Source organism: Allobosea sp. BK604 (assembly GCF_004341515.1).
Lineage (GTDB): Bacteria > Pseudomonadota > Alphaproteobacteria > Rhizobiales > Beijerinckiaceae > Allobosea.
Genome location: NZ_SLZF01000010.1, coordinates 265,936 through 288,248 on the forward strand (window position 1 = coordinate 265,936; position 22,313 = coordinate 288,248).

General features: G+C 66.5%; 20 protein-coding genes. 18 read left to right on the forward strand and 2 right to left on the reverse strand.

Going from position 1 to position 22,313, the window contains the following annotated elements:
• Window positions 1-28: 28 nt before the first annotated feature.
• Window positions 29-499, forward strand: a complete 471-nt coding sequence (locus tag EV560_RS27925; RefSeq protein ID WP_131859109.1) for a YegJ family protein — start codon at window positions 29-31, stop codon at window positions 497-499.
• Window positions 500-522: 23 nt separating this feature from the next.
• Here EV560_RS27925 and EV560_RS27930 read toward each other — a convergent pair whose 3' ends face one another.
• Window positions 523-2,403 (reverse strand): ABC-F family ATP-binding cassette domain-containing protein, encoded by a 1,881-nt coding sequence (locus EV560_RS27930; RefSeq protein WP_131859110.1) that lies wholly within the window; start codon window positions 2,401-2,403, stop codon window positions 523-525.
• Window positions 2,404-2,568: 165 nt separating this feature from the next.
• Here EV560_RS27930 and EV560_RS35895 point away from each other — a divergent pair, with 165 nt between their 5' ends.
• The 13 genes from EV560_RS35895 to pyrH all read left to right on the forward strand — a co-directional run bounded on the left by EV560_RS35895 (window position 2,569) and on the right by pyrH (window position 18,318).
• Window positions 2,569-2,754 (forward strand): hypothetical protein, encoded by a 186-nt coding sequence (locus tag EV560_RS35895; protein ID WP_165923686.1) that lies wholly within the window; start codon window positions 2,569-2,571, stop codon window positions 2,752-2,754.
• Between the two features lie 143 nt (window positions 2,755-2,897).
• Entirely contained in the window at window positions 2,898-5,012 is a 2,115-nt protein-coding gene (locus tag EV560_RS27935) for a methyl-accepting chemotaxis protein (RefSeq protein ID WP_165923687.1), read from the forward strand.
• Between the two features lie 44 nt (window positions 5,013-5,056).
• Window positions 5,057-5,557: a pantetheine-phosphate adenylyltransferase gene (gene coaD, locus EV560_RS27940; RefSeq protein WP_131859112.1), complete on the forward strand. Its 501-nt coding sequence runs from the start codon at window positions 5,057-5,059 to the stop codon at window positions 5,555-5,557.
• Between the two features lie 152 nt (window positions 5,558-5,709).
• Window positions 5,710-7,041, forward strand: coding sequence for a proline--tRNA ligase (gene proS / locus EV560_RS27945; RefSeq protein ID WP_131859113.1), 1,332 nt, complete (start codon window positions 5,710-5,712; stop codon window positions 7,039-7,041).
• Between the two features lie 10 nt (window positions 7,042-7,051).
• A complete protein-coding gene (locus EV560_RS27950; protein WP_207908135.1) occupies window positions 7,052-8,371 on the forward strand; it encodes a lipoprotein-releasing ABC transporter permease subunit in 1,320 nt (439 codons plus the stop codon).
• Between the two features lie 5 nt (window positions 8,372-8,376).
• Window positions 8,377-9,066 (forward strand): ABC transporter ATP-binding protein, encoded by a 690-nt coding sequence (locus tag EV560_RS27955; protein ID WP_131859114.1) that lies wholly within the window; start codon window positions 8,377-8,379, stop codon window positions 9,064-9,066.
• Window positions 9,067-9,556: 490 nt separating this feature from the next.
• On the forward strand, window positions 9,557-13,024 hold the full coding sequence (gene dnaE / locus EV560_RS27960) for a DNA polymerase III subunit alpha (RefSeq protein ID WP_131859115.1): 3,468 nt from the start codon (window positions 9,557-9,559) through the stop codon (window positions 13,022-13,024).
• Window positions 13,025-13,095: 71 nt separating this feature from the next.
• Window positions 13,096-13,467 (forward strand): VOC family protein, encoded by a 372-nt coding sequence (locus EV560_RS27965; RefSeq protein ID WP_131859116.1) that lies wholly within the window; start codon window positions 13,096-13,098, stop codon window positions 13,465-13,467.
• A gap of 245 nt (window positions 13,468-13,712) precedes the next feature.
• On the forward strand, window positions 13,713-14,102 hold the full coding sequence (locus EV560_RS27970) for a pore-forming ESAT-6 family protein (protein ID WP_131859117.1): 390 nt from the start codon (window positions 13,713-13,715) through the stop codon (window positions 14,100-14,102).
• A 181-nt stretch (window positions 14,103-14,283) separates the two neighbouring features.
• Window positions 14,284-15,117, forward strand: a complete 834-nt coding sequence (locus tag EV560_RS27975) for a tetratricopeptide repeat protein (protein ID WP_165923688.1) — start codon at window positions 14,284-14,286, stop codon at window positions 15,115-15,117.
• A gap of 224 nt (window positions 15,118-15,341) precedes the next feature.
• Window positions 15,342-16,346: a 30S ribosomal protein S2 gene (locus EV560_RS27980; protein ID WP_131859119.1), complete on the forward strand. Its 1,005-nt coding sequence runs from the start codon at window positions 15,342-15,344 to the stop codon at window positions 16,344-16,346.
• Window positions 16,347-16,526: 180 nt separating this feature from the next.
• A complete protein-coding gene (tsf, locus tag EV560_RS27985; RefSeq protein ID WP_131859120.1) occupies window positions 16,527-17,450 on the forward strand; it encodes a translation elongation factor Ts in 924 nt (307 codons plus the stop codon).
• 145 nt (window positions 17,451-17,595) lie between these two features.
• Window positions 17,596-18,318, forward strand: a complete 723-nt coding sequence (pyrH, locus tag EV560_RS27990; RefSeq protein ID WP_131859121.1) for a UMP kinase — start codon at window positions 17,596-17,598, stop codon at window positions 18,316-18,318.
• A 3-nt stretch (window positions 18,319-18,321) separates the two neighbouring features.
• Here the strand turns inward: pyrH and EV560_RS27995 are convergent, their stop codons facing one another.
• Window positions 18,322-18,735 (reverse strand): VOC family protein, encoded by a 414-nt coding sequence (locus EV560_RS27995; protein ID WP_131859122.1) that lies wholly within the window; start codon window positions 18,733-18,735, stop codon window positions 18,322-18,324.
• Window positions 18,736-18,909: 174 nt separating this feature from the next.
• Between EV560_RS27995 and frr the strand changes: the two genes are divergently transcribed.
• The 4 genes from frr (at window position 18,910) to dxr (ending at window position 22,313) form a co-directional block, all read left to right on the forward strand.
• On the forward strand, window positions 18,910-19,473 hold the full coding sequence (gene frr, locus EV560_RS28000; RefSeq protein WP_131859123.1) for a ribosome recycling factor: 564 nt from the start codon (window positions 18,910-18,912) through the stop codon (window positions 19,471-19,473).
• A gap of 70 nt (window positions 19,474-19,543) precedes the next feature.
• Window positions 19,544-20,302, forward strand: a complete 759-nt coding sequence (locus EV560_RS28005) for an isoprenyl transferase (protein ID WP_131859124.1) — start codon at window positions 19,544-19,546, stop codon at window positions 20,300-20,302.
• Window positions 20,299-21,135 (forward strand): phosphatidate cytidylyltransferase, encoded by an 837-nt coding sequence (locus EV560_RS28010; RefSeq protein ID WP_131859125.1) that lies wholly within the window; start codon window positions 20,299-20,301, stop codon window positions 21,133-21,135. Before EV560_RS28005 ends, EV560_RS28010 begins: the two co-directional genes overlap by 4 nt.
• On the forward strand, window positions 21,135-22,313 hold the full coding sequence (gene dxr, locus EV560_RS28015) for a 1-deoxy-D-xylulose-5-phosphate reductoisomerase (RefSeq protein ID WP_131859126.1): 1,179 nt from the start codon (window positions 21,135-21,137) through the stop codon (window positions 22,311-22,313). Before EV560_RS28010 ends, dxr begins: the two co-directional genes overlap by 1 nt.

Genomic DNA, 22,313 nt, shown 5'->3' on the forward strand with positions numbered 1-22,313 from the left:
GAGGGCTTTGGCGGTGCGGCGCGTAGACATGATGAGGGCGACGGCGGCGCTGCTCGCTGGTGTTGCGGTGGCAGCGGTGTCGCGGCAAGCGACGGCGCAGGTCGTCGATTTTCGTTCGTCGGACCAGGAGATGAACCGCGCGATCGCGCAGGCCCGCAAGACGCTGCCGAATTTCGTCGCGCTCTATCGTGCCGGCAAAGGGCAGCGCCATGCGGTCAAGGTCGCGATTCCCTACGGCCCCGGCCGGCGGGAGCATATCTGGATGAATCTGACCGCGATCGAAGGCGATGTTTTCGCCGGGCGCATCGCGAATGATCCTGTTCACCTCGACGGCCTGCACAATGGCGATGCCTATCGCGCAGAGCAGTCGGTGGTGACCGACTGGAACTATATGTCCGGCGGGATGATGCATGGCAGCTATACGACGCGTGTCGCGCTGAAGAAGCTGTCGCCCGAGCAGGTCAGGGAACTCGGCCTGAAGCTGGCGCCGCTGCCCTGAAACGTGTCGCCCGGGCTCCCGCCTCAGGCGCTCTCGAGCTCCGCGCTCAGTTCCAGCCATTCCTCTTCGGCAGCGCTCAGCGCTTCCGCAAGTTCGGCCCGCTGGCGCGAGAGCTGCAGCGCCTTGTCCGGGTCGCGGGCGAAGGCGGCGCCATTGCCGAGCACGCCGTCGACCTTTTCGATCAGCCCGGTCAGCTTGGCGATGCGGGCCTCGGCTAGGTTGAGTTTCTGGCGCAGCGGTCCCTGCGCCTGGCGCTTCGCCGCCGCTCCCTTGCGATCCTCGGTTTTCCCGTTGCCGTTAGCCGTATCCGAAGCCGGCTTCTCGTTCCGGCGGGCGGCCTTGGCATTACCGAGGACGAAGGCGCGATAATCCTCCATGTCGCCATCGAAATTCTTCACGGTGCCGTCGCCGACGAGCCAGAGCCGATCGGCGCAGGCCTCGATGAGGAAGCGGTCATGGCTGACCAGGATGACCGCGCCCGGATAGTCGTTGATCGCGGTCACCAGCGCGGTGCGGCTATCGATGTCGAGATGGTTGGTCGGCTCGTCGAGAATCAGCAGATGCGGCCCGCCAAACGCGGCGAGGCCGAGCATCAACCGCGCCTTCTCGCCGCCCGACAGGTTCTTCACCGGCGTATCGGCCTTGCTCGCGGGAAAGCCGATCTGCGCCGCCTTGGACCGGACCTTGGCCTCGGGCGCATCCGGCATGAGATCGCGGATATGGCCGACCGGGGTGTCCTCCAGCCGGAGTTCGTCGAGCTGATGCTGGGCGAAATAGGCGGTCTGCAGCTTGGACGAGCTGCGCATCTCGCCCGATAGCGGCGCGAGCCGGCCGCCGATCAGCTTGCAGAAGGTCGATTTGCCGTTGCCGTTCGATCCGAGCAGCGCGATCCGGTCATCCGGCAGCAAGGTCAAATTGAGCCGCGACAGCACCTTGCGCTCGCCATAGCCGGCGGCGACGTCGTCGAGCACGACCAACGGCGGCGAGAGCGGCCGCTCCGGCCCGGGCAGGCTGAAGGGCTGCACGTTCCGGTCGACGATGGTCGCGATCGTCTCCATCTTCTCCAGCCGCTTGACGCGCGACTGCGCCTGGCGCGCCTTGGTCGCCTTCGCCTTGAAGCGATCGATGAAGCTCTGCAGGTGCTTGCGCTCGGCGTCCTGCTTCTCGCGCGCCTTGGCGAGCTGCATCTGCTTCTCGGCGCGCTGGCGCTCGAAGGAGGAGTAGCCGCCGCGATAGATCGTCAGCTTGCCCTGGTCGAGATGCAGGATGTGGTCGACGCAGCTGTCGAGCAATTCGCGGTCGTGGCTGACGACCAGCACCGTGTGCGGATAGCGCTCGAGATAATCGTAGAGCCAGAGCGTGCCTTCGAGATCGAGATAGTTGGTCGGCTCGTCGAGCAGCAAGAGGTCGGGCTCGGCGAAGAGCACGGCCGCAAGCGCGACGCGCATGCGCCAGCCGCCGGAGAAATCGGAGCAGGGGCGCTGCTGCGCCTCCTCGTTGAAGCCGAGCCCGTGCAGCACGGTCGCGGCCCGGGCAGGCGCCGAATGGGCGCCGATATCGGCGAGCCGGGTCTCGATCTCGGCGATGCGATGCGGATCGGTCGCGGTCTCCGCCTCCTTCATCAGCGCGGCACGCTCGGTATCGGCGGCGAGCACGACCTCGATCAGCGATTCCGGCCCGCCCGGCGCCTCCTGCGCCACGCCGCCAATGCGCATCCCGCGCGGCACGCTCACCGAGCCGCCCTCGGGCGAGAGATCGCCGGTGATGATGCGGAAGAGGGTGGTCTTGCCCGTGCCGTTGCGGCCGACGAGGCCGACACGCGATCCTTCGGGCAGGGACGCGCTCGCGCGGTCCAGGAGCAGCCTCTCGCCGAGCCTGTAGGTGATGTCGTTGAGCGTGAGCATGGCGGGCGATGTAGGGCCTGGGGGCAGGGCAAGCAATGGTTAACGCTGTCGCCTAACCCGATCGAAAGGCTCGTCATGGTTTTGACATGAAGCAGCCACGGCCCCGCCGGAGCCGTCCATCAGCCAGGAATCGCGACTACACCCATGATTCGCCACGAGAAATCGATGCAGCTCAGTTCCCGCTACCAGGTCCAGCGGCGTTCCTCCAACACCGCTGCGGCTCTTGTGATCGTCTCCCTGTTGCTCGGCAGCGCCGGCGCGATGAGCGCGCTGACGGTCGATGCGCGCGGCCCCGGCTTGCCGCCGGGCTATCTTCTGCAGGATGCGGATGGCCTGCGCGGCCTGAGGTAAGCGCGCTATCCGACACGCGTCCCGCGTGTGTTGACCCGTGGTTAACCATGGCCGTGTTCACTCGTTCCAAAGCGCTGGAATCGCTATTGGGGCCGGGGGAAATGCGGTTGCTGTCGAGTCTACGGTTCCGGCTGCCGTTTGCCATGATCTGCCTCGCCGTGCTCGCGGCGGGAAGCGTGGGTTACGCGGCCTATTACTCCGTGAAGAATTGGGCTGACGAGGCGGTCCAGCAGCGCCTTCATGCGGCTGCCGAAAGCGAGGCTCTCGCCATCGAGCGGCGCTGGGATCATATCCGGGCCGAGGTTGCCGTTCTGGCGCGCAGCACCTTCGCCGCGAATGCCGTCCAGGAAGCCGATAAGTGGATGGATTACGATCGTGGCGGCGTCGACGCGATCAAGCGCCGGTATCGCGGCGACGACAATCTGCCGCTGACGGAGCGCTTGGCCATGACCGGGCAGGGCGACCATGGCGGCTACGCCTGGCGCCATGTCGGGATGCACGAGACCTTCGGCTCGGTCTATGCGAATTTCGGCCATGCCGATCTCTTCCTGGTCTCGCCGGCGGGTCGCGTCGTCTACAGCGTGACCAAGGGCAAGGAATTCGGCGAGATGGTGCATGCCGCCTCCCTGTCGGGCAGCGGACTGGCCAGGGCGGTGGCTTCGGTCAAGGCGGGCGAGCCTGGCACGCAGACGCTGATCGATTTCGCCCCCTATGCGCTTGCGGGCGACGAGATGCGCGCCTTTCTCGCCGAGCCGATCTTCAGTCTGAACAACGCGCCCGGAACGTCGCGGCAGCATGTCGGAACCTTGGTCGTCGCGATCGGGCTCGATATGCTCGACGCCGTTTTGTCGGCCACGGCGCAACGGCGCGCCAATTCCCGCGTCTTCGTCAGCGGCGCCGACGGCTCGCCCCGCTCGGCCGTGAATGCCCGCGAGGCCGATTTCATGCCCGCTGTGCCCCTCGATGGCTTGCTGCGCGGCAATATGCTCGAGGATACCGCGCAGAATGTCGAAAGCCGCGCTGGCGGCCCATTGGTGGTGGTCGCGCGCGACATCCAGGTCGGACCCTGGACCTGGTATCTCTGGCTGACCGAGCCGCTCGACGAGGCGCTCGCCGTCACCGACCATCTGCGCTCGGCCATGCTGGCCGCTGGCCTGCTCGCCCTGGTCCCGTTGCTCTTCATAGCGACCGCGCTCGGCTGGTCGGTGGCGCGGCCGATCGCCGGGCTGTCCGATGCGCTGGCCGGCATCGCCTCCGGCCGGTCGGACCAGCCGATCACCGGGCGTTTCCGGCGCGACGAGATCGGTGGGATCGCAGCCTCGGTCCAGCGCATCCGCGAGAACATGCTGGTCGAGGGGCGGATGCGTGAGCACGAGCGCGAGGAGCGTGGTCGCGAGGCCGACCAGCAGCGCGCACTCTTCCTCTCCGATCTCGCCGCCGATCTCGATCGCTCGATCCTGTCGGTCACCGGCGCGGTCTCGACCGCGGCCGAGGAGCTCAGCGTCACCGCCAATCAGCTCTCGAGCGGGGCGCAGGAGACGCAGGCGACGGTCGAGACCATGCATCACGCCACGAACCGCGCCGTCGCCAGCATCCTTTCGATCGAGAATGCGGCCAAAGACCTGCGTTCGGCGATCGACCGGCTCGGCAGCGACGTCCAGTCCTCCGACCAGTCCGCCCGCAGCGCCCGCGACTATGCCGGAGAGATGGGCACGGTGGTCGATTCACTTGCGGCCGGGGCGGCCCAGGTCTCCGCCGTCGTCGGCCTGATCTCCGAGATCGCGGCGCAGACAAACCTTCTCGCCCTCAACGCCACGATCGAGGCGGCGCGCGCCGGCGAGGCGGGGCGCGGCTTTGCCGTGGTCGCGTCGGAGGTGAAGGGCCTGGCCGGCCAGACCGCGAGCGCGATCGGCGATATCTCGCGACAGATCACGTCGATGAACAAGGCGACGGCGGCGACCGTCGAGGCGATCTCGGGCATCCAGGCGATGATCGGCAATCTCAGCGATACGGTCCGCCGCTCCGCCGATACGATGCGCCACCAACAGGGCGTGACCCATGCGATCGTGGCTGAGGTCGGTGCGGCCACAGGCGAGTTCAGCCGAATCGGCGAGGCGACGAGCCTGGTCCAGAGCGCCTCGCAACAGACCTCGGACGCGGCCGGCGCCGTGCTGCAGGCGGCCGGCGAGCTGACGAATCTGGCGCATTCCCTGAAAGGGCGCGTCGACGAGTTCATCGCGCAGGTGCGCGCGGCGTGAGGGCGGCGCTTGTCCTGTTCTCGTCCAGACGATAACGCTGTCGCATGAGCCACACCGCCTTCTATGCCGGGTCTTTCGACCCCGTCACCAACGGTCATGTCGACATGATCGAGGCCGCCTGCCGGCTGTGCGACAGGCTGGTTCTCGCGATTGGAATCAACCCGGGCAAGACACCGATCTTCTCGGCAGAAGAACGGGCGGATCTGCTGGGCGCCATCGCTGGGCCAGTCGCGGCTCAGTTCTCGACCGAGCTTGAGATCGTCACCTTCAGCGATCTCACCATCGATGCGGCGCGCCGCCATGGCGCCACGATTCTGGTCCGCGGCTTGCGCGATGGCACCGATCTCGACCTGGAAATGCAGCTGGCCGGAATGAACCACACCATGGCGCCGGAACTGCAGACGGTCCTGCTTCCATCGACCCCGCCGGCCCGCCACATCACCGCGACGCTCGTCCGGCAGATCGCCTCGATGGGCGGCGATGTCTCGGCCTTCGTGCCAGCGCTCGTGCGCGACAGGCTCAAGGCGAAATTCGCCGAGCGCTGACCCCGCAGCGGCGGTTGCCTGGAGCATCTTCGCGCCATCTTCGTCTGTACGACGTCGATTAGCGTTTGCAATTTGCAAACTACGATGGTGTCTCTGACATAACGTGACTCGGTGCGTCGCTGTGAGCGCATCGCCTTCGAACGAGTATCCCGATGCGCCTCTCCCGCTATTTCCTGCCGATCCTGCGCGATACGCCCAAGGAAGCCGAGATCGTCTCGCACCGGTTGATGCTGCGCGCCGGCATGATCCGCCAGCAATCGGCCGGCATCTATTCTTGGCTGCCGCTGGGCCTGCGCGTGCTGAACAAGATCAGCGCGGTCGTGCGCGAGGAGCAGAACCGCTCCGGCGCGGTCGAGATCCTGATGCCGACCATCCAGTCTGCCGATCTCTGGCGCGAGAGCGGGCGCTACGACGCCTATGGCAAGGAGATGCTGCGCATCAAGGATCGGCACGACCGCGAGATGCTCTACGGCCCGACCAACGAGGAGATGGTCACCGATATCTTCCGGTCCTATGTGAAGTCCTACAAAGACTTGCCGCTCAACCTCTACCACATCCAGTGGAAGTTCCGCGACGAGGTGCGCCCGCGCTTCGGCGTGATGCGCGGCCGCGAGTTCCTGATGAAGGATGCCTATTCCTTCGATCTCGATCAGGCCGGCGCCCGCCACGCCTATAACCGGATGTTCACGGCCTATCTGCGCACCTTCGCCCGGCTTGGCCTGAAGGCTATCCCGATGCGCGCCGATACCGGCCCGATCGGCGGCGATCTCAGCCACGAGTTCATCGTGCTCGCCTCGACCGGCGAGAGCGAGGTCTTCTGCCACAAGGATTATCTCGAATTCGCGACGCCGGCCGTCGATACCGATTTCGACAGCATCCCGGACCTGCAGGGCATCGTCGACAAATGGACGAGCCTCTACGCCGCGACCGACGAGATGCATGACAAGGCGGCTTTCGAGGCTATTCCCGCCGACAAGCAGGTTTCCGCCCGCGGCATCGAGGTCGGCCATATTTTCTACTTCGGCACCAAGTATTCCGCGCCGATGGGGGCCACCGTGACCGGCCCTGACGGAGCGCAGGTGCCGGTGCATATGGGATCCTACGGCATCGGGCCGAGCCGCCTCGTCGCGGCGCTGATCGAGGCCGGCCATGACGAGGGCGGCATCGTCTGGCCCGACGAGATCGCGCCCTTCGACATCGCCGTGCTCAACCTCAAGACCGGCGATGCCGCGACCGACGCGGCCTGCGAGCAGCTCTACAAGGCGCTCGCCGCCAAGGGCTACGACATGCTTTACGACGACACCGACGAGCGGCCGGGCGGAAAATTCGCGACCGCCGACCTGATCGGCGTGCCCTGGCAGATCATCGTCGGCCCGAAGGGGCTCGCCGAGGGCAAGGTCGAGATCAAGCGTCGTTCCGGCGGCGAGCGCGAGCTGGTCTCGCTCGCGGCGGCGCTCGACCGTTTCCCTGGGCGCGCCGCGTGAGCGTGCGGCGATGAACGCGGCGGTGGAGCCGATGGCGGGTGAGGGCGCTGAGCGCGACATGGCGGACATGCCGACGGGGACGCGTCCCTTCGCCGGCTTCGAGTGGCTGCTTGCCGGTCGCTATTTGCGCACCCGCCGCCGCGAGGGCTTCGTCTCGGTCATCGCCGGCTTCTCCTTCCTCGGCATCACGCTCGGGGTCATGACGCTGATCATCGTGATGTCTGTGATGAACGGCTTCCGCAAGGAGCTCCTGGAGAAGATCGTCGGCGTCAACGGCCATGTCTTCGCCACCCCGATCGACCGCCCGCTCGACGATTACGAGATGGTCGCCAATCGGCTGAAGCAGATTCCCGGGGTCAAGCTCGCGATCCCGCTGGTCGAGGGCCAGGCTCTGGCCTCATCGCAATACGCCAATGGCGGCGTGCTGGTGCGCGGCATCCGCGAGGCCGATCTGAAGGCGATCCCCTATATCGGCGGCAATATCAGGCGCGGCACGCTCGACGGCTTCGACACGGCCGGCGGCGTCGCTATCGGGGCAAGGCTCGCGGCGTCGCTCTCGCTGACTGCCGGCGATTCGATCACGCTGGTCTCGCCCAAGGGCGCCTCGACCCCGTTCGGCACGGCGCCGCGCATCAAGACCTATCCGATCCAGGCGATCTTCGAGATCGGCATGACCGAGTTCGACGCCTCCTTCGTCTATATGCCGCTGGCGGAATCGCAGGCCTATTTCAACCGCGACGGCGACGTGAACGTGGTCGAGGTCTTCCTCGACAATCCCGACCGGACGCAATCCGTGCGCGATGCGATCGAGGCCGATGCGCCGCGCCCGCTCGTGCTCTCCGACTGGCGCCAGCGCAACCGCAGCTTCTTCAATGCGCTCGAGGTCGAGCGCAACGTGATGTTCATCATCCTGACGCTGATCGTGCTTGTCGCGGCGCTCAACATCGTCTCCGGCCTGATCATGCTGGTGAAGGACAAGACCGAGGACATCGCGATCATGCGCACCATGGGCGCCTCGCGCGGCACGGTGCTGCGGGTCTTCCTGATCACCGGAGCGACGATCGGCGTCGTCGGCACGCTGTCGGGCCTGATCCTCGGCGTCCTCTTCGCCAACAACATCAAATCGATCCTGGCCTTCCTGAACTGGATCCTGGGCGCCGATCTGTGGAACCCGACGGTCCGCTTCCTCAGCGACATCCCCTCGGTGATCGACTGGCGCGAGGTCACGACCGTGGTCGTGATGGCGCTCGTGCTCTCGCTGCTGGCGACGCTCTATCCGGCCTGGAAGGCCGCGCGTCTCGACCCCGTCCAAGCGCTCAGGATGGGCTGAGCACCATGGCACAGGAGACTCCCGCGCTCTTCCTTTCGCAGATCGAGCGCTATTATCCGCAGAGCGATGCGCCGCTCGAAATCCTGCGCAAGGCCGATTTCGCGCTGTGGCCGGGCGAGCTCGTCGCGCTGGTGGCGCCCAGCGGCACCGGCAAGTCGACCCTGCTTCATGTCGCCGGCCTGCTGGAGAAGCCCGATTCCGGCGAGGTCTTCGTCGGCGGGCTCGCCACCACCAAGCTCGACGACAAGGGCCGCACCCGGCTGCGCCGCACCGAAATCGGCTTCGTCTACCAGTTCCATCATTTGCTGCCGGAATTCTCCGCGCTCGAGAATGTCGTGCTGCCGCAGCGCATCCGCGGCCTTGGCAAGGACGAGGCGGAAGAGCGCGCCAAGGAGCTGTTGACCTTCCTCGGCCTCGGCAGCCGGCTCGACCATTTGCCGGGCGAGCTCTCCGGCGGCGAGCAGCAGCGTGTCGCCATCGGCCGTGCCGTCGCCAATGCGCCGCGCCTGCTGCTGGCCGACGAGCCGACCGGCAATCTCGACCCGCACACCTCGCTGCATGTCTTCGGCACCCTGGTCGCGCTCGCCCGCGCCTCCGGCCTGGCGGCGCTGATCGCGACGCATAATCTCGATCTCGCCCGCCGCATGGACCGGCAGGTGACGATCCGCGACGGGCTCGTCGTGCCACTGGGCTAAATCGCGGCGCGGGCTTTCTGCCTTACCATCGCTGACCTTGGCGCCGCCGCCCCTCCGTGCGCGCGGCTGCTGACCGTTTCTGACACCGCCCTTGCGATGATCCGCCATCGACCTGATGGCAGCGCGCCGTTTCTTAATCGCCGAAAACGAATATTAAGCGTGCGTTAACTGGCCCATCGATCGAACAGCCTGCGACAAGCCGCAGAGATTGACGAGAACAAAACAAGAATTAAATTGAACATATCAGGAACTCAGGAGATGATCATGGTTCTGGCACGCAAACTGGCGCTCGGACTGGCGGAACTCGCTTCGCTCGGCACCTTCCTCGGCATGATCTGGCTCTGGGCGGCGCTGCTGTCCGGCCCGAACGTCTGAACCGCGCCATCCACAAGGGGCGCAATGTCCTCTCGACTGTGCTCGCGCCCGGCCGCCATATGATGCGCCAGGACTGCGCGAGTCGCGCAGGGAGGATACGAAGGATGAGGGCGGCATGAATCGCGAGAACGGCCGCATCATCGACGAGGTGGGTTTCGTCCATCTCCACGTACATTCCAGCTATTCGCTGCTGGAAGGCGCGATGGTCGTCGGCACGATCGCCAAGCTTGCCGCCACCGACGGTCAGCCCGCACTGGCGCTCACCGACACGAATAATCTCTTCGGCGCGCTCGAATTCTCGGAGAAGCTCGCCAGCTCCGGCCTGCAGCCGATTGCCGGCGTGCAGTTGTCCGTCGATTTCGCTGACGAGGCCGAGGGGGGACGCAAGCCCGTCCAGCAGGCCATCCCGCATATCGTCCTGCTCGCCATGACCGAGGCAGGCTATGGCAACCTGATGAAGCTCGTCACCGAGGCGGCGCTGGCGAGCGGCGGTGCCTCGCAGCCGGTCTCGACGCTGGAGAAGCTCGCGGCCCATCATGAGGGCGTCATCGCGCTGACCGGCGGCTTCGGCGGGCCCGTCGACGCCGCCCTGCGCAACAACCAGATCCCGCAGGCGAAGGCGCGTCTCGCCAGCCTCCAGGCCATTTTCGGCGACAGGCTCTATGTCGAGCTGCAACGCCATGGCCGCGACGGCGAGGCGGCGCTCGAGGCGCATCTGCTCAAGCTCGCCTATGATGCCGATCTGCCGATCGTCGCGACCTGCGAGCCGTTCTTCGCCAAGCCGGCCGATTTCGACGCACATGACGCGTTGCTGGCGGTCGCCGAGGGGCGGCTGGTCTCGGATGGCGAGCGCCGCCGCGTTACGCCCGAGCATTATTTCGCCACCCGCGCCGAGATGAAGCGCCGCTTCGCCGATCTGCCGGAGGCGCTCTCCGCGACGGTCGAGGTCGCGATGCGCTGCACCTGGCGCGTCACGACGCGCAAGCCGATTCTGCCGCGCTTCGGCGAGGAGGGCCGCGACGAGGCCGAGGAACTCCAGGCCCAGGCGCAGGTCGGCCTCGCGGCCCGGCTCGCCAAGCACGGCCCGGCCTCGGGCTTCACGGTCGAGGATTATGACAAGCGGCTCGCATTCGAGCTCTCGATCATCACCCGGATGAAGTTCCCGGGCTATTTCCTCATCGTCTCGGACTTCATCAAATGGGCCAAGGCCCATGACATTCCGGTCGGGCCGGGCCGCGGCTCGGGCGCGGGCTCGCTCGTCGCCTATGCGCTGACCATCACCGACGTCGATCCGCTGCGCTTCGGCCTGCTCTTCGAGCGCTTCCTCAACCCGGACCGCGTCTCGATGCCGGACTTCGACATCGACTTCTGCCAGAACCGGCGTGAAGAGGTGATCGAGTACGTCAAGCTCCATTACGGCGAGCAGCGCGTCGCGCAGATCATCACCTTCGGTACGCTGCTCGCCCGCGGCGTGCTGCGCGACGTCGGCCGCGTGCTCGAGATGCCCTATGGCCAGGTCGACAAGCTGACCAAGCTCGTGCCGCAGAATCCGGCCAAGCCGATCTCGCTGAAGGATGCGATCGAGGGCGAGCCCAAGCTGCAGGAGGCTGCGGCCGACGAGCCGACGGTCGCGCGCCTGCTCGAAATCGGCCAGAAGCTGGAAGGGCTTCACCGCCATGCTTCGACTCACGCCGCAGGCGTGGTGATCGGCGACAGGCCACTCGAGCAACTCGTCGCGCTCTCGGTCGATCCGCGCACCGGCATGCGCGTCACCCAGTTCAACATGAAATGGGTCGAGCAGGCCGGGCTGGTGAAGTTCGACTTCCTCGGCCTCAAGACACTGACGACGCTGACCACGGCGGTGAAGCTGATCGCGCAGCGCAACATCGCGATCGATCTGGCGCAGCTGCCCTTCGACGATCCGCCGACCTACGCGATGCTGGCGCGCGGCGAGACGGTCGGCGTGTTCCAGGTGGAATCGGCGGGCATGCGCAAGGCGCTGGTCGAGATGAAGGCCGACCGGATCGAGGACCTGATCGCGCTCGTCGCGCTCTACCGACCGGGCCCGATGGATAACATCCCGACCTATTGCCGGCGCAAGCTCGGGTTGGAAGATCCGACCTATCTCCACCCCGGCATGGAGCCCTTCCTGTCGGAGACGCATGGCATCATCGTCTACCAGGAGCAGGTGATGCAGGTCGCGCAGGCGCTCTCGGGCTATTCGCTCGGCGAAGCCGACCTGCTGCGCCGCGCCATGGGCAAGAAGATCAAGGCCGAGATGGACGCCCAGCGCGAGCGTTTCGTCAAAGGCGCGCTCGAAGGCGGCTTGAGCAAGGATCTCGCCTCCGAAATCTTCGACCTGCTCGCCAAATTCGCCGATTACGGCTTCAACAAGAGCCACGCGGCCGCCTATGCCGTGGTCGCCTTCCAGACCGCCTTTCTCAAGGCGAACTACCCGGTCGAGTTCCTGGCGGCGTCGATGACGCTCGATATGGGCAATACCGACAAGCTCTCGGAATTCCGCCGCGATGCCGAGCGCCTCAAGATCACCGTCGAGCCGCCCTCGATCAACCGCTCCGGTGTCGAGTTCGATGTCGCCGACGGCGCGATCCGCTATGCGCTCGGCGCGATCAAGGGCGTCGGCCGCGCCGCCGTCGAATCGGTCGTTACCGCGCGCAATGCCGGCGGCCCGTTCAAGGACCTCGCCGATCTCGCCCGCCGCATCGACACCAAGCTGGTCAATCGGCGCACGATCGAGGCGCTGATCGCGGCCGGTGCGCTCGATCCCCTGGAAAAGGACCGCGCTCGCGCGATGGCCGCGATCGACGGCATGCTGGCGCTGTCGAATCGGACGCGCGAGGCTGCTGCCGGCGGGCAATCCGAGCTCTTCGGCGGCGGCATGGTCCAGGAGGCCTTCCGCATTCCGCCGACCGAGCCCTGGTCCCCGGCGGAGCGGCTCCGGCGCGAGCACGATGCTGTCGGCTTCTTCCTCTCCGGTCACCCGCTGGATGAATACGAGCATGTGCTGAAGCGGCTGCGCGTGCAGCGCTTCGCCGATTTCGCCCAGGTCGTGCGTGCCAACGGCACGTCGGTCGCCAAGGTCGCGGTGTCGGTCATCGACAAGTCGGAGCGGCGGACCAAGTCGGGCTCCAAGATGGGCATCGTCAATCTGTCCGATCCGAGCGGGCAGTTCGAGGCCGTGCTGTTCTCGGAAGGCCTGCAACGCTATCGCGACTTCCTCGAGCCCGGGAAGGCCCTGGTGCTGCGTCTCAGCGCCGTGCTCGACGGCGACGATGTGCGGCCGCGCATCGAGGATGTCGAGGTGCTCGACGATCTCGCCAATCGCCAGAAGCAGGACCTGCTGATCTATCTGCGCGACGACAAGGCGCTTGCCAGCATCGCCGAGCGCGTGAAGCCCCGCGGCGATGGCAGCCGCGCCGATGGTCGCGTCTCGCTGATCATGATCCTCGACGACGGCGCCCAGGAGGTCGAGATCGAGCTGCCCGGCCGCTACGGCGTTAACCAGCAGATCGCCAATGCGGTTCGTGCAGCGCCCGGTGTCATCGACGTCCAGCTGCGCTGAACGGAGCCCCTGCCGCAGGCTGGCAGGGGCTGGGTCTAGGCTTCGACGGTCACTGCTTCGGAGGGCCCGTCATGCTCGATGCCAATTTCATTCTGCTCTATGTCGACAGCCCGGCTGCCAGTGCGCGCTTCTATGCTGATCTGTTTGGCGCCGAGCCGCTGGAGCAGTCGCCGACCTTCGCGATGTTCGCGCTGCCCTCCGGCGTCAGGCTTGGCCTATGGTCGCGCCACACCGTCGAACCTGCTGCCGCGGCGGCGGGCGGTGGCGGCGAGATCGCGACCGTGGTCGCTAGCGCCGAAGCGGTGAATGCCGTCCATGCCGACTGGAAGGCGCGCGGCCTGACCATCCTGCAGCCGCCAACCGATCTCGATTTCGGCCGCACCTTTGTCGCGACCGATCCGGACGGCCACCGTTTGCGGGTCTTCTTCCCGTTCGAAGGCTAGAGCATTTCCGCGTTTCTCCGAATCGTGAAAATTCTCTATCTCCTTGTTTCGGCGCATTTTCTTCACGCGAACCGGTGCCCACTTCGCTCGAAAATGCTCTAGGGTCCGGTTCGTCGGCGTCCCTCTCCAGCAGCACGCCTGCGTTGTGCCGGCTATTGGTTGCGTGCGGCGATTGATCGCGCTAGCGAGTGCCGCGGGGGGACAGGAGTGGCAGCGCTCGTGCTGCAACAAAGGACTATGCCGACATGATTTCAAACACGAAGCCGCTTGTTCTCGCCGCCGTTCTGGCGTCATTTTCCGTTCCAGCTTTTGCCCAGACCCAGGCCGATCAGATGGCCGTCGCGTATCAGGCCGCGCGCAACCAGCTCGGCATTCTCGGCTATTGCAGCGACAAGGGCTTCGTCGGCGCCGATGTCGTCGAAATTCAGAAGAAGCTGGTCGGCATGATCCCGGCCCCGGCCGACAAGAGCGGCGGCGATACCGCCGAGGCAGCGGGCAAGAAGGGCACCATCTCGGCCATGGGCATGACCCAGGATATCGAGGCCGTGGCCAAGGCGCAGGGCGGCACGGCCCAAGCGTTCTGCACGCAGATCGGCGCTGCCATCAAGCAGGCCGGCGCGGCGCTCCCGAAGTAAGCCGGTTCCTCTGAAGCGTGGTCCGCGCCGGCTGCATGTCGGTGCGGACCTCTGCCGCCTCGCCCGGTCCGGGCGTGGTCAAGCCAGCTGGATGTTGAAAGGCCGGCGAATGCCGAAGCTCCGCGACGAAATCGGTCGCCTTATTCTGATTCCGGCTGCGGCTCTGGTGATGGCGGGCGGAATGACGGCGCATGCCGGACCAGCGGAAGACGCTCTGCCGCGGCTGAAGGACATCCATCGCCTGGTGATGGATCCCTTGCGAAGCTTCAGCATCAGCGCGACGCTGGCCGAACTCGACGGGTTCGAGCGCGATCTTGCCGGCACGGCGCCGGACGGTATCGCCCGCGGCGAGCTCAACTATCTGCGTGGTTTCATTCTTTATCGTGCCGGCAGGACGCAGGATTCGCTGGCGCCAATGCGCGAGGCCCTGCGCATCGATGCGCTGACCTCGTTCCTGCCCGGTTCGGAGCGGACGCGGGCTCTCTACCGGCTGGCCAATCAGGCCGAGATGCTGAAGCAATGGCCGCTCGCGATCGAGACCTACCGGCAGGTGCTGCCGCTCTTCGATGCTGATCATGAGGTGACGCCGAACCAGCGGCTGGGCACGCGCGAGCGGCTGGCCTTCTGCCTGCACGAGGCCAAGCGCTTCATCGAGGCCCGCCAGCTCAATCAGGAGGTGCTGGAAGGCGGCGAGCAGCTCTTTGGCCTCGAAAGCGAGAAGCTTCTGGTAGTGATCACCAATCTCGCCCAGAACAACTACGAGCTTGGCGATTTCGTCGGCGCCCGCGCCATGCTCGAGCGCCGGCTGGCGATCGCCGGCAAGCATGGCGACGAGGCCCGGGTCGAGGACAGCCTGTTCCAGCTCGGCGTGCTCGCCTTCGAGCAGGGACAGCGGCAGGAGGCGGAGAGCTTCATGCGGCGCCGGCTGGCGCTCGCGGAGAAGAGCGGCAATGCCGGCCGCATCGCCGAGGCAAAGGACGATCTCGATATCCTCTATCAGAAGCTCGGCCGCTAGCGCATCGGCCCGAAGAAGGGATTTCGGCCGTTGGAAGCAGCCGGCGCGCAGACACGGAGCGCGATGACGCCGTCGACGCCTTGCTTTCCCGGCTCATAGCGTGTAAGGCGCACGCCATCCCACATGGGGAGCATCGCCTCGTTCCTGAGGCGTTCCGGTGACTTGGCAGCCCATGCCTCGTTCATTCGCACCCCAGAGGCTCAACCGGAAGGACGATAGACACCATGGCTTTGCCAGATTTTTCCATGCGCCAGTTGCTCGAGGCCGGCGCCCATTTCGGCCACCAGGCTCACCGCTGGAACCCGAAGATGTCGCCGTATATCTACGGCACGCGCAACAACATCCACATTCTCGACCTGTCGCAGTCGGTGCCGATGCTCTCGCGCGCCCTGCAGGCGGTCAGCGACACGGTGGCCCGCGGCGGCCGTGTCCTCTTCGTCGGCACCAAGCGCCAGGCGCAGGATGCCGTCGCTGACGCCGCCAAGCGTTCGGCCCAGTACTACGTCAACTCGCGTTGGCTCGGCGGCATGCTGACCAACTGGAAGACGATCTCGGCCTCGATCCAGCGCCTGCGCAAGGTCGACGAGCTGCTCAACGGTGGCGGCACCGGCCTCACCAAGAAGGAGCGCCTGATGCTGGCGCGCGAGCGCGACAAGCTCGAGAAGGCGCTCGGCGGCATCAAGGACATGGGCGGCACGCCCGACATGATCTTCGTGATCGACACCAACAAGGAAGCGCTCGCGATCAAGGAGGCCCAGCGCCTCGGCATCCCGGTCGCCGCCATCGTCGATTCGAACTCGGATCCGGACGGCATCACCTTCCCGGTCCCGGCCAATGACGACGCCGGCCGCGCCATCCAGCTCTATTGCGACCTGATCGCCCGCTCGGCCATCGACGGCATCTCGCGCGCCTCGGGCGATTCCGGCATCGATCTCGGCGCCGCCGAGGCTCCGATCGTCGAGGAGGCTCTGGCCGAGCCGACCGGCGAGGCTGGCCCTGCTTTCGAGCTGCTGACCGCTCCGCGCGGCGCGCCGGACGATCTGTCGAAGCTGAGCGGCATGGGGCCGGAGCTGCTGCAGAAGCTCAACGACGGTGGCATCTATCACTTCTGGCAGCTCTCCGCGATGTCGCCGGAAGACGTGACCAAGGTCGACCACGATCTCAAGCTCGGCGGCCGCATCGAGCGCGACGGCTGGGTTGCCCAGGCGCGCGATCTCGCCGAGGCGTGAGCCGGGTTGGCGGCGTCATCCTGACGTCGCAAAACGCGATTGTTTGAGTGATCAGCGCCGACGGCCGGAAACGGAGCGTCGGCGCTTCCCCATCACGCCCCGGGCGTGACGAGATTTCGAGAACGTGCCTGAGCGTCGCTCACTCCGCAGGCCGGGCACAGGACAGCAAGGAACGGACAGATGGCTGCGATCACCGCCGGCATGGTGAAGGAACTCCGCGACAAGACCGGCGCGGGCATGATGGATTGCAAGACCGCGCTCGCCGCGACCGATGGTGACATCGAGGCCGCCATCGACTGGCTGCGCACCAAGGGCCTGGCCAAGGCCGCAAAGAAGGCCGGCCGCGTCGCCGCCGAAGGCCTTGTCGCCGTGGCCGTCTCGGGCAATCGCGGCGTCGTGGTCGAGGTCAATTCCGAGACCGACTTCGTTGCCCGCAACCTCGAGTTCCAGGCGCTCGCCCGTTCCATCGCCGATGTCGCGCTCGAGCGTGGCGGCGATGTTGAGGCGCTCAAGGCCCATCATTATCCGGGCGGCGGCACCGTCGCCGACGCCATCGCCAACGCGATCGCCACGATCGGCGAGAACATGACCCTGCGCCGCGTCGCCGAGGTCAAGGTTTCGGCCGGCGTGATCGGCCAGTATGTCCATGGCTCGGTTGCCGATGGCCTCGGCAAGATCGGCGTCATCGTCGGCCTGGAATCGACCGGCAACACCGACGAGCTCGCCCAGCTCGGCCGCCAGCTCGCCATGCATGTCGCGGCGACCAACCCGGTCGCGCTCGACCTCGCCTCGGTCGATCCGGCGGTGCTGGAGCGCGAGAAGGCGATCCTGGCGGAGAAGAATGCCGGCAAGCCCGCCAACGTCCTCGAGAAGATCGTCGAGAGCGGCCTGAAGAGCTACGCCAAGGAATATTGCCTGCTCGAGCAGGCCTATATCCATGACGGCTCGAAGTCCGTCAGCCAGGCGCTCAAGGAGGCCGAGAACAAGGTCGGCGGCCCGGTCAAGCTCACTGGCTTCGCCCGCTTCGCGCTCGGCGAGGGCATCGAGAAGGAAGAGACCGATTTCGCGGCCGAGGTCGCTGCCGCCGGCGGCACCACCGGCTGAGAAATCTCGGGCGAGACCGTGTGAGATAGATCACAGATCTCACAGGCTTCGCCTCAATACCGTGGATGAGCCATCGAAAAGGCCGCGCTCAGCGCGGCCTTTTTGTAAGAAGACAGGGTCGGCGCCGAATCGCGCCTCCCTAAAGATGCGGAGAAAGCCGGTGAGACCTAAGCGCGTTCTTGTGAAGCTCTCCGGCGAAGCCCTTGCAGGACCTCAAGGTTCCGGTCTCGACGGTTTGACGCTGACGGAGCTCGCCGCCGACATCGCCAAGGCGGCGCATGAGGGGGTCGAGATCGCCATCGTCGTCGGTGGCGGCAATTTCTTCCGCGGCCTGCAGGGCCTGACCAAGGGGCTCGACCGGACCAGCGCCGATTCGATCGGCATGCTCGGCACCGTGATGAACGCAATCGCGCTCGAGCATGCGATCGAGATCGCCGGCGCTCCGGCCCGCGCCATGTCGGCGGTGCCGATGCCCTCGCTCTGCGAGAGCTATGCCCGCCGGCGCGCGCTCGACCATCTCAGCAACGGCAAGGTCGTCATTCTCGGCGGCGGCACCGGCAATCCCTATTTCACCACCGATACGGGCGCTGCCCTGCGCGCGGCCGAGCTCGATTGCCAGCAGCTGCTCAAGGCGACGCAGGTCGACGGCGTCTACACCGCCGACCCCAAGAAGGATGCGAGCGCGACCCGCTACGACCGGCTGACCCATGCCGAGGCGATCACCAGGGATCTCAAGGTGATGGATACCGCCGCCTTCGCGCTGGCGCGCGATGCCGGGCTGACCATCGTCGTCTTCTCGATCGCCGAGGCGGGCGCGCTCGCGGCCGTGCTGCGCGGCGAGGGCAGGGCGACCTATGTCACGCCCTGAGGCTCAATAGCCCGGCCAGTTTCCGGGGGTCATCAATTCCAGCAGGTTCTCGTCGGGATCTCGGAAGTAGAGGCTCTTGCCGCCGCGTTCCCATTGCATCCGGCCTTCGATGGGGACGCCGTGCTCCTCCAGCCGCATCTCCCAGGCTGCCAGCTCCGCCTCCTCGATCGCGAAGCAGATGTGGATCGGCCCGCGACCGTCATGCCCCGGGATGGTTCCGTTTGGTAAGCTCTGCGTCTGGCGCGATTCTCCGCGCTTGAAGAGGAGCAGCACGCCCACCCCGCCGACATCATAGGCGAGCAGCGTTCTGGTCCTCAGCAGGGCGTGAAGCTCGAGCACGGTTTCGTAGAAGGTGCGGGTACGGTCGAGATCGTCGACATAGAGCGCGGTCTCGATGATACGGTTCAGCCGCGGCATGGCGTGTCTCCGGCGTCGAAACGGAGTATCGTCAGCGTTTCGGAGGCGCAGGATAGCGCATTGCGGGGTATCAGCCCTGCGGAGCGCCGATCCCGAGCACGAAATCCTTGACCGTGACGGGGGGCGCCGCCATGGTCGCGCCGGTTTTCGATGAATTGCAAGGTCTTGAATACAATGGCCCAGACGACATTCGATCTCGCCGACCTCAAGCGCCGGATGCAGGGCGCGGTGCAGTCCTTCAAGGGCGATCTCGCCTCGCTGCGCACCGGCCGCGCCTCCGCCAATGTGCTCGACCCGATCCAGGTCGAGGCCTACGGCGCACGCCAGCCCCTCAACCAGCTCGCGACCGTCAGCGTGCCCGAAGCGCGCCTGCTCTCGGTCCAGGTCTGGGACCGCAGCATGGTCGCCGCGGTCGAGAAGGCGATCCGTGAATCGGATCTCGGCCTCAATCCGCAGACGGAAGGCCAGGTGCTGCGCATCCGCATCCCCGAGCTCAACGAGCAGCGCCGCAAGGAAATGGTCAAGGTCGCGCATAAATATGCCGAGGAATCGAAGGTCGCGGTGCGCCATGTCCGCCGCGACGGGCTCGACCTGATCAAGAAGCTGGAGAAGGACGGCCATCTGACCAAGGACGACGTGACCCGCGAGTCCGACCAGGTCCAGAAGGCGACCGACCAGCATATCGCCGAGATCGATCAGGCGCTGGCGGCGAAGGAAAAGGAAATCCTTCACGTCTGAGCGTCATCGGCTGGAAGGTTGCAGGACCTTTCGGCACCATCCCGGCCAGAGCGCCGAAAGAGGCACGAGAATGTCAGCAGGCCAGCGTCCGGGAGATGCCCAGGTGCCGTCCCATGTCGCGGTGATCATGGACGGCAACGGGCGCTGGGCCCAGCTGCGCGGCCTGCCGCGCCAGGAGGGCCATCGCCGTGGCCTCGAAGCGCTGCGCCGCACGGTCAAGAACGCGGCCGATCTCGGCATCGAGTTCCTGACGCTCTACAGCTTCTCGACCGAGAACTGGCGCCGCCCGGCGACCGAGGTCTCCTTCCTGATGGGGCTGCTCAAGCGCTTCGTCGAGAAGGACCTCGCCGAGCTCGACGCCTCGAATGTCCGCGTCCGCATCATCGGCGGTCGCCAGGACCTCTCGCCCGATCTGCGCCGCCTTGTCGAGCATGCCGAGGCGGTGACGCGCGACAATACCGGGCTGACCCTGGTCATCGCCTTCAACTACGGCTCACGCGACGAGATCGTGCGAACCGCTCGCCAGCTCGCTGCCGACGCGGCCGCCGGGCGTATCGCGGTGGAGTCGATCGACGAGGCGACGATCTCCGCCCGGCTCGACACCTCCGACATGCCGGATCCGGAGCTCGTCATCCGCACGTCCGGCGAGACGCGCGTCTCCAACTTCCTGCTTTGGCAGGCAGCCTATGCCGAATTCGTCTTCACCCCCGTTCTCTGGCCGGATTTCGACCGCGCGGCGCTCGAAGAAGCGCTCGCCGAATATCGTCGCCGCGAGCGCCGCTTCGGCGGCCTGTCCGAGCCGAGCGATCGCAATGTGGGCGCAGCGTGAATGCCCCTTCCACCGGCTCCCCGACGGCCGGCTCAGGTGAGCTGAGGCAGCGGGTCGCCTCGGCGCTGGTGCTGGCGGCGGGCGTCCTTGTCATCACCTGGCTCGGCGGCTGGCCCTTCCGGATCGTCTGGGCGCTCGCAGCCGGCGTGATCGCCTATGAATGGTTCGTGATCGCGAACGGCCCCCGTCCGATCATCGCCGGGCTTGCCGTTGCGCTTGTCGGCATCGCCGCCCTGCATGCCCCGCTGCCTCCCGCAGCACTCGCCGGCCTTGCCGCAGTTGCCGGGCTCGCGGCAGCTGTGACCAGCATGCAGGTGCAGAATGGCAGGCTGCTCGAAGCCTGCGGGCTGATCTACGCATCGGCGCTCGCCATCCTGGTGCCGCTGCTGCGTGATTTGCCGTTGATCGGCCTCGGCCTGATCCTGTGGAGCTTCGCGGTCACCTGGTTCACCGACATCGCCGCCTATTTCACCGGGCGTACGCTTGGCGGCCCCAAGCTCATGCCCGCGGTCAGCCCGAAGAAGACCTGGTCCGGCGCGACCGGCGGCACGCTCGCCGGCGTGCTTGGCGGCATCGCGATCTGGTCGCTGGCACCGTCCTTCGGGGTCGTGCCGCCGGGCACGCTGATGGCGGTCGCGGCCGCCTCGCTCCTCGCCTCGATTCTCTCGCAAGCCGGGGACCTGTTCGAATCCGCCTTCAAGCGCCGCTTCGGCGCCAAGGATTCCGGGCATCTCATTCCCGGTCACGGTGGCTTCATGGACAGGCTCGATGGCTATTGGGCCGTCATCGTTTTTGCCGGCGCCGTCCTCTGTCTGGTCCAGGCCTGGAACTGATGCCCCGTCTCGTCACGCTTCTCGGAGCCACCGGCTCCATCGGCCGCTCGACTCGTGAGGTCGTGGCGGAAAATCCCGATCGTCTGAAAATCGACACCGTGGTCGCCGGCCGGGATGCCGCGGCCCTGGCCAAGGTCGCGGTCGAGACCGGCGCCCGTTTCGCCGCGCTGGCGGACGAAAGCTGCGGCCCCGCGCTGGCGCGGGCTCTGGCGGGCACGGGCATCGCATGCGGGGCAGGGCGCTCGGCAGTGCTCGAGGCGGTGGCACGGCCGAGCGATATCGTCGTCAGTGCGATTTCGGGCGCTGCCGGTCTGGAAGCGACTTTCGCGGCTCTCACCTCCGGCCGTGTCGTCGCCCTCGCCAACAAGGAGAGCCTGGTTTGCGCGGGCGCGGCGGTGATGGCCCGCGCGCACGCGGTAGGCGCCCGCATCCTGCCGCTCGATTCCGAGCATAATGCGCTGTTCCAGGTCCTTGGCGCCGAACCGATCTCGTCGGTCGGCAAGATGACGTTGACTGCGTCCGGCGGGCCGTTCCGGACCTGGTCGGCCGAGCGGATTGCCGCCGCCACGCCCGAGCAGGCGCTCGCCCATCCGAATTATGCGATGGGCGCCAAGATCACGATCGATTCCGCCAGCATGATGAACAAGGGGCTGGAGCTGGTCGAGGCTTGCTTCCTGTTCGGGCTGGAAGCCGGCCAGCTCGACGTTCTGGTCCATCCCCAGCAGATCGTGCACGGGCTCGTCACCTTCCGTGACGGCTCGGTCAGTGCCGGCATGGCCGTGCCGGACATGCGCGTCGCGGCCGCCCATTGCCTTGGCGTCGACGGCCGGCTCGATGCGCCGGCTTCACGTTTCCTCGATCTGGCGGTGACCGCTCCGCTCAGCTTCGAGCGGCCGGACCTGGTCCGCTTTCCGGCTCTGAAATTGGCTGTTGCGGCACTCGCGGCGGGCGGCGCGATGCCAGCCATCCTCAACGCCGCCAACGAGATCGCGGTCGAAGCTTTCCTTGCCCGGCAGCTCGGCTTTACCGGCATTCCGGCACTGGTCGAGGCGGTCTGCGCAGAATCGGCGTCGGCCCTGGCTGCGCCGGAGGACATCGCCGGGGCGCTCGCGATTGACCATGAGGCGAGAAACCGCGCCAGGGCGCTCTTGTCGCAAAGCCGCTTCGCTGTCACCTAG

Bases quoted from the DNA above. Each gene is read 5' to 3' on its own strand.
- EV560_RS27995 (WP_131859122.1), bottom strand. From the start codon at position 18,735: ATGCCGCGGCTGAACCGTATCATCGAGACCGCGCTCTATGTCGACGAT.
- EV560_RS27935 (WP_165923687.1), top strand. From the start codon at position 2,898: ATGATCTGCCTCGCCGTGCTCGCGGCGGGAAGCGTGGGTTACGCGGCC.
- EV560_RS35895 (WP_165923686.1), top strand. From the start codon at position 2,569: ATGCAGCTCAGTTCCCGCTACCAGGTCCAGCGGCGTTCCTCCAACACC.
- EV560_RS27980 (WP_131859119.1), top strand. From the start codon at position 15,342: ATGGCTTTGCCAGATTTTTCCATGCGCCAGTTGCTCGAGGCCGGCGCC.
- dnaE (WP_131859115.1), top strand. From the start codon at position 9,557: ATGAATCGCGAGAACGGCCGCATCATCGACGAGGTGGGTTTCGTCCAT.
- EV560_RS28005 (WP_131859124.1), top strand. From the start codon at position 19,544: ATGTCAGCAGGCCAGCGTCCGGGAGATGCCCAGGTGCCGTCCCATGTC.
- pyrH (WP_131859121.1), top strand. From the start codon at position 17,596: ATGCGGAGAAAGCCGGTGAGACCTAAGCGCGTTCTTGTGAAGCTCTCC.
- EV560_RS27955 (WP_131859114.1), top strand. From the start codon at position 8,377: ATGGCACAGGAGACTCCCGCGCTCTTCCTTTCGCAGATCGAGCGCTAT.
- tsf (WP_131859120.1), top strand. From the start codon at position 16,527: ATGGCTGCGATCACCGCCGGCATGGTGAAGGAACTCCGCGACAAGACC.
- EV560_RS27950 (WP_207908135.1), top strand. From the start codon at position 7,052: ATGAACGCGGCGGTGGAGCCGATGGCGGGTGAGGGCGCTGAGCGCGAC.
- EV560_RS27970 (WP_131859117.1), top strand. From the start codon at position 13,713: ATGATTTCAAACACGAAGCCGCTTGTTCTCGCCGCCGTTCTGGCGTCA.
- EV560_RS27965 (WP_131859116.1), top strand. From the start codon at position 13,096: ATGCTCGATGCCAATTTCATTCTGCTCTATGTCGACAGCCCGGCTGCC.
- proS (WP_131859113.1), top strand. From the start codon at position 5,710: ATGCGCCTCTCCCGCTATTTCCTGCCGATCCTGCGCGATACGCCCAAG.
- dxr (WP_131859126.1), top strand. From the start codon at position 21,135: ATGCCCCGTCTCGTCACGCTTCTCGGAGCCACCGGCTCCATCGGCCGC.
- EV560_RS27925 (WP_131859109.1), top strand. From the start codon at position 29: ATGATGAGGGCGACGGCGGCGCTGCTCGCTGGTGTTGCGGTGGCAGCG.
- coaD (WP_131859112.1), top strand. From the start codon at position 5,057: ATGAGCCACACCGCCTTCTATGCCGGGTCTTTCGACCCCGTCACCAAC.
- frr (WP_131859123.1), top strand. From the start codon at position 18,910: ATGGCCCAGACGACATTCGATCTCGCCGACCTCAAGCGCCGGATGCAG.
- EV560_RS27975 (WP_165923688.1), top strand. From the start codon at position 14,284: ATGACGGCGCATGCCGGACCAGCGGAAGACGCTCTGCCGCGGCTGAAG.
- EV560_RS27930 (WP_131859110.1), bottom strand. From the start codon at position 2,403: ATGCTCACGCTCAACGACATCACCTACAGGCTCGGCGAGAGGCTGCTC.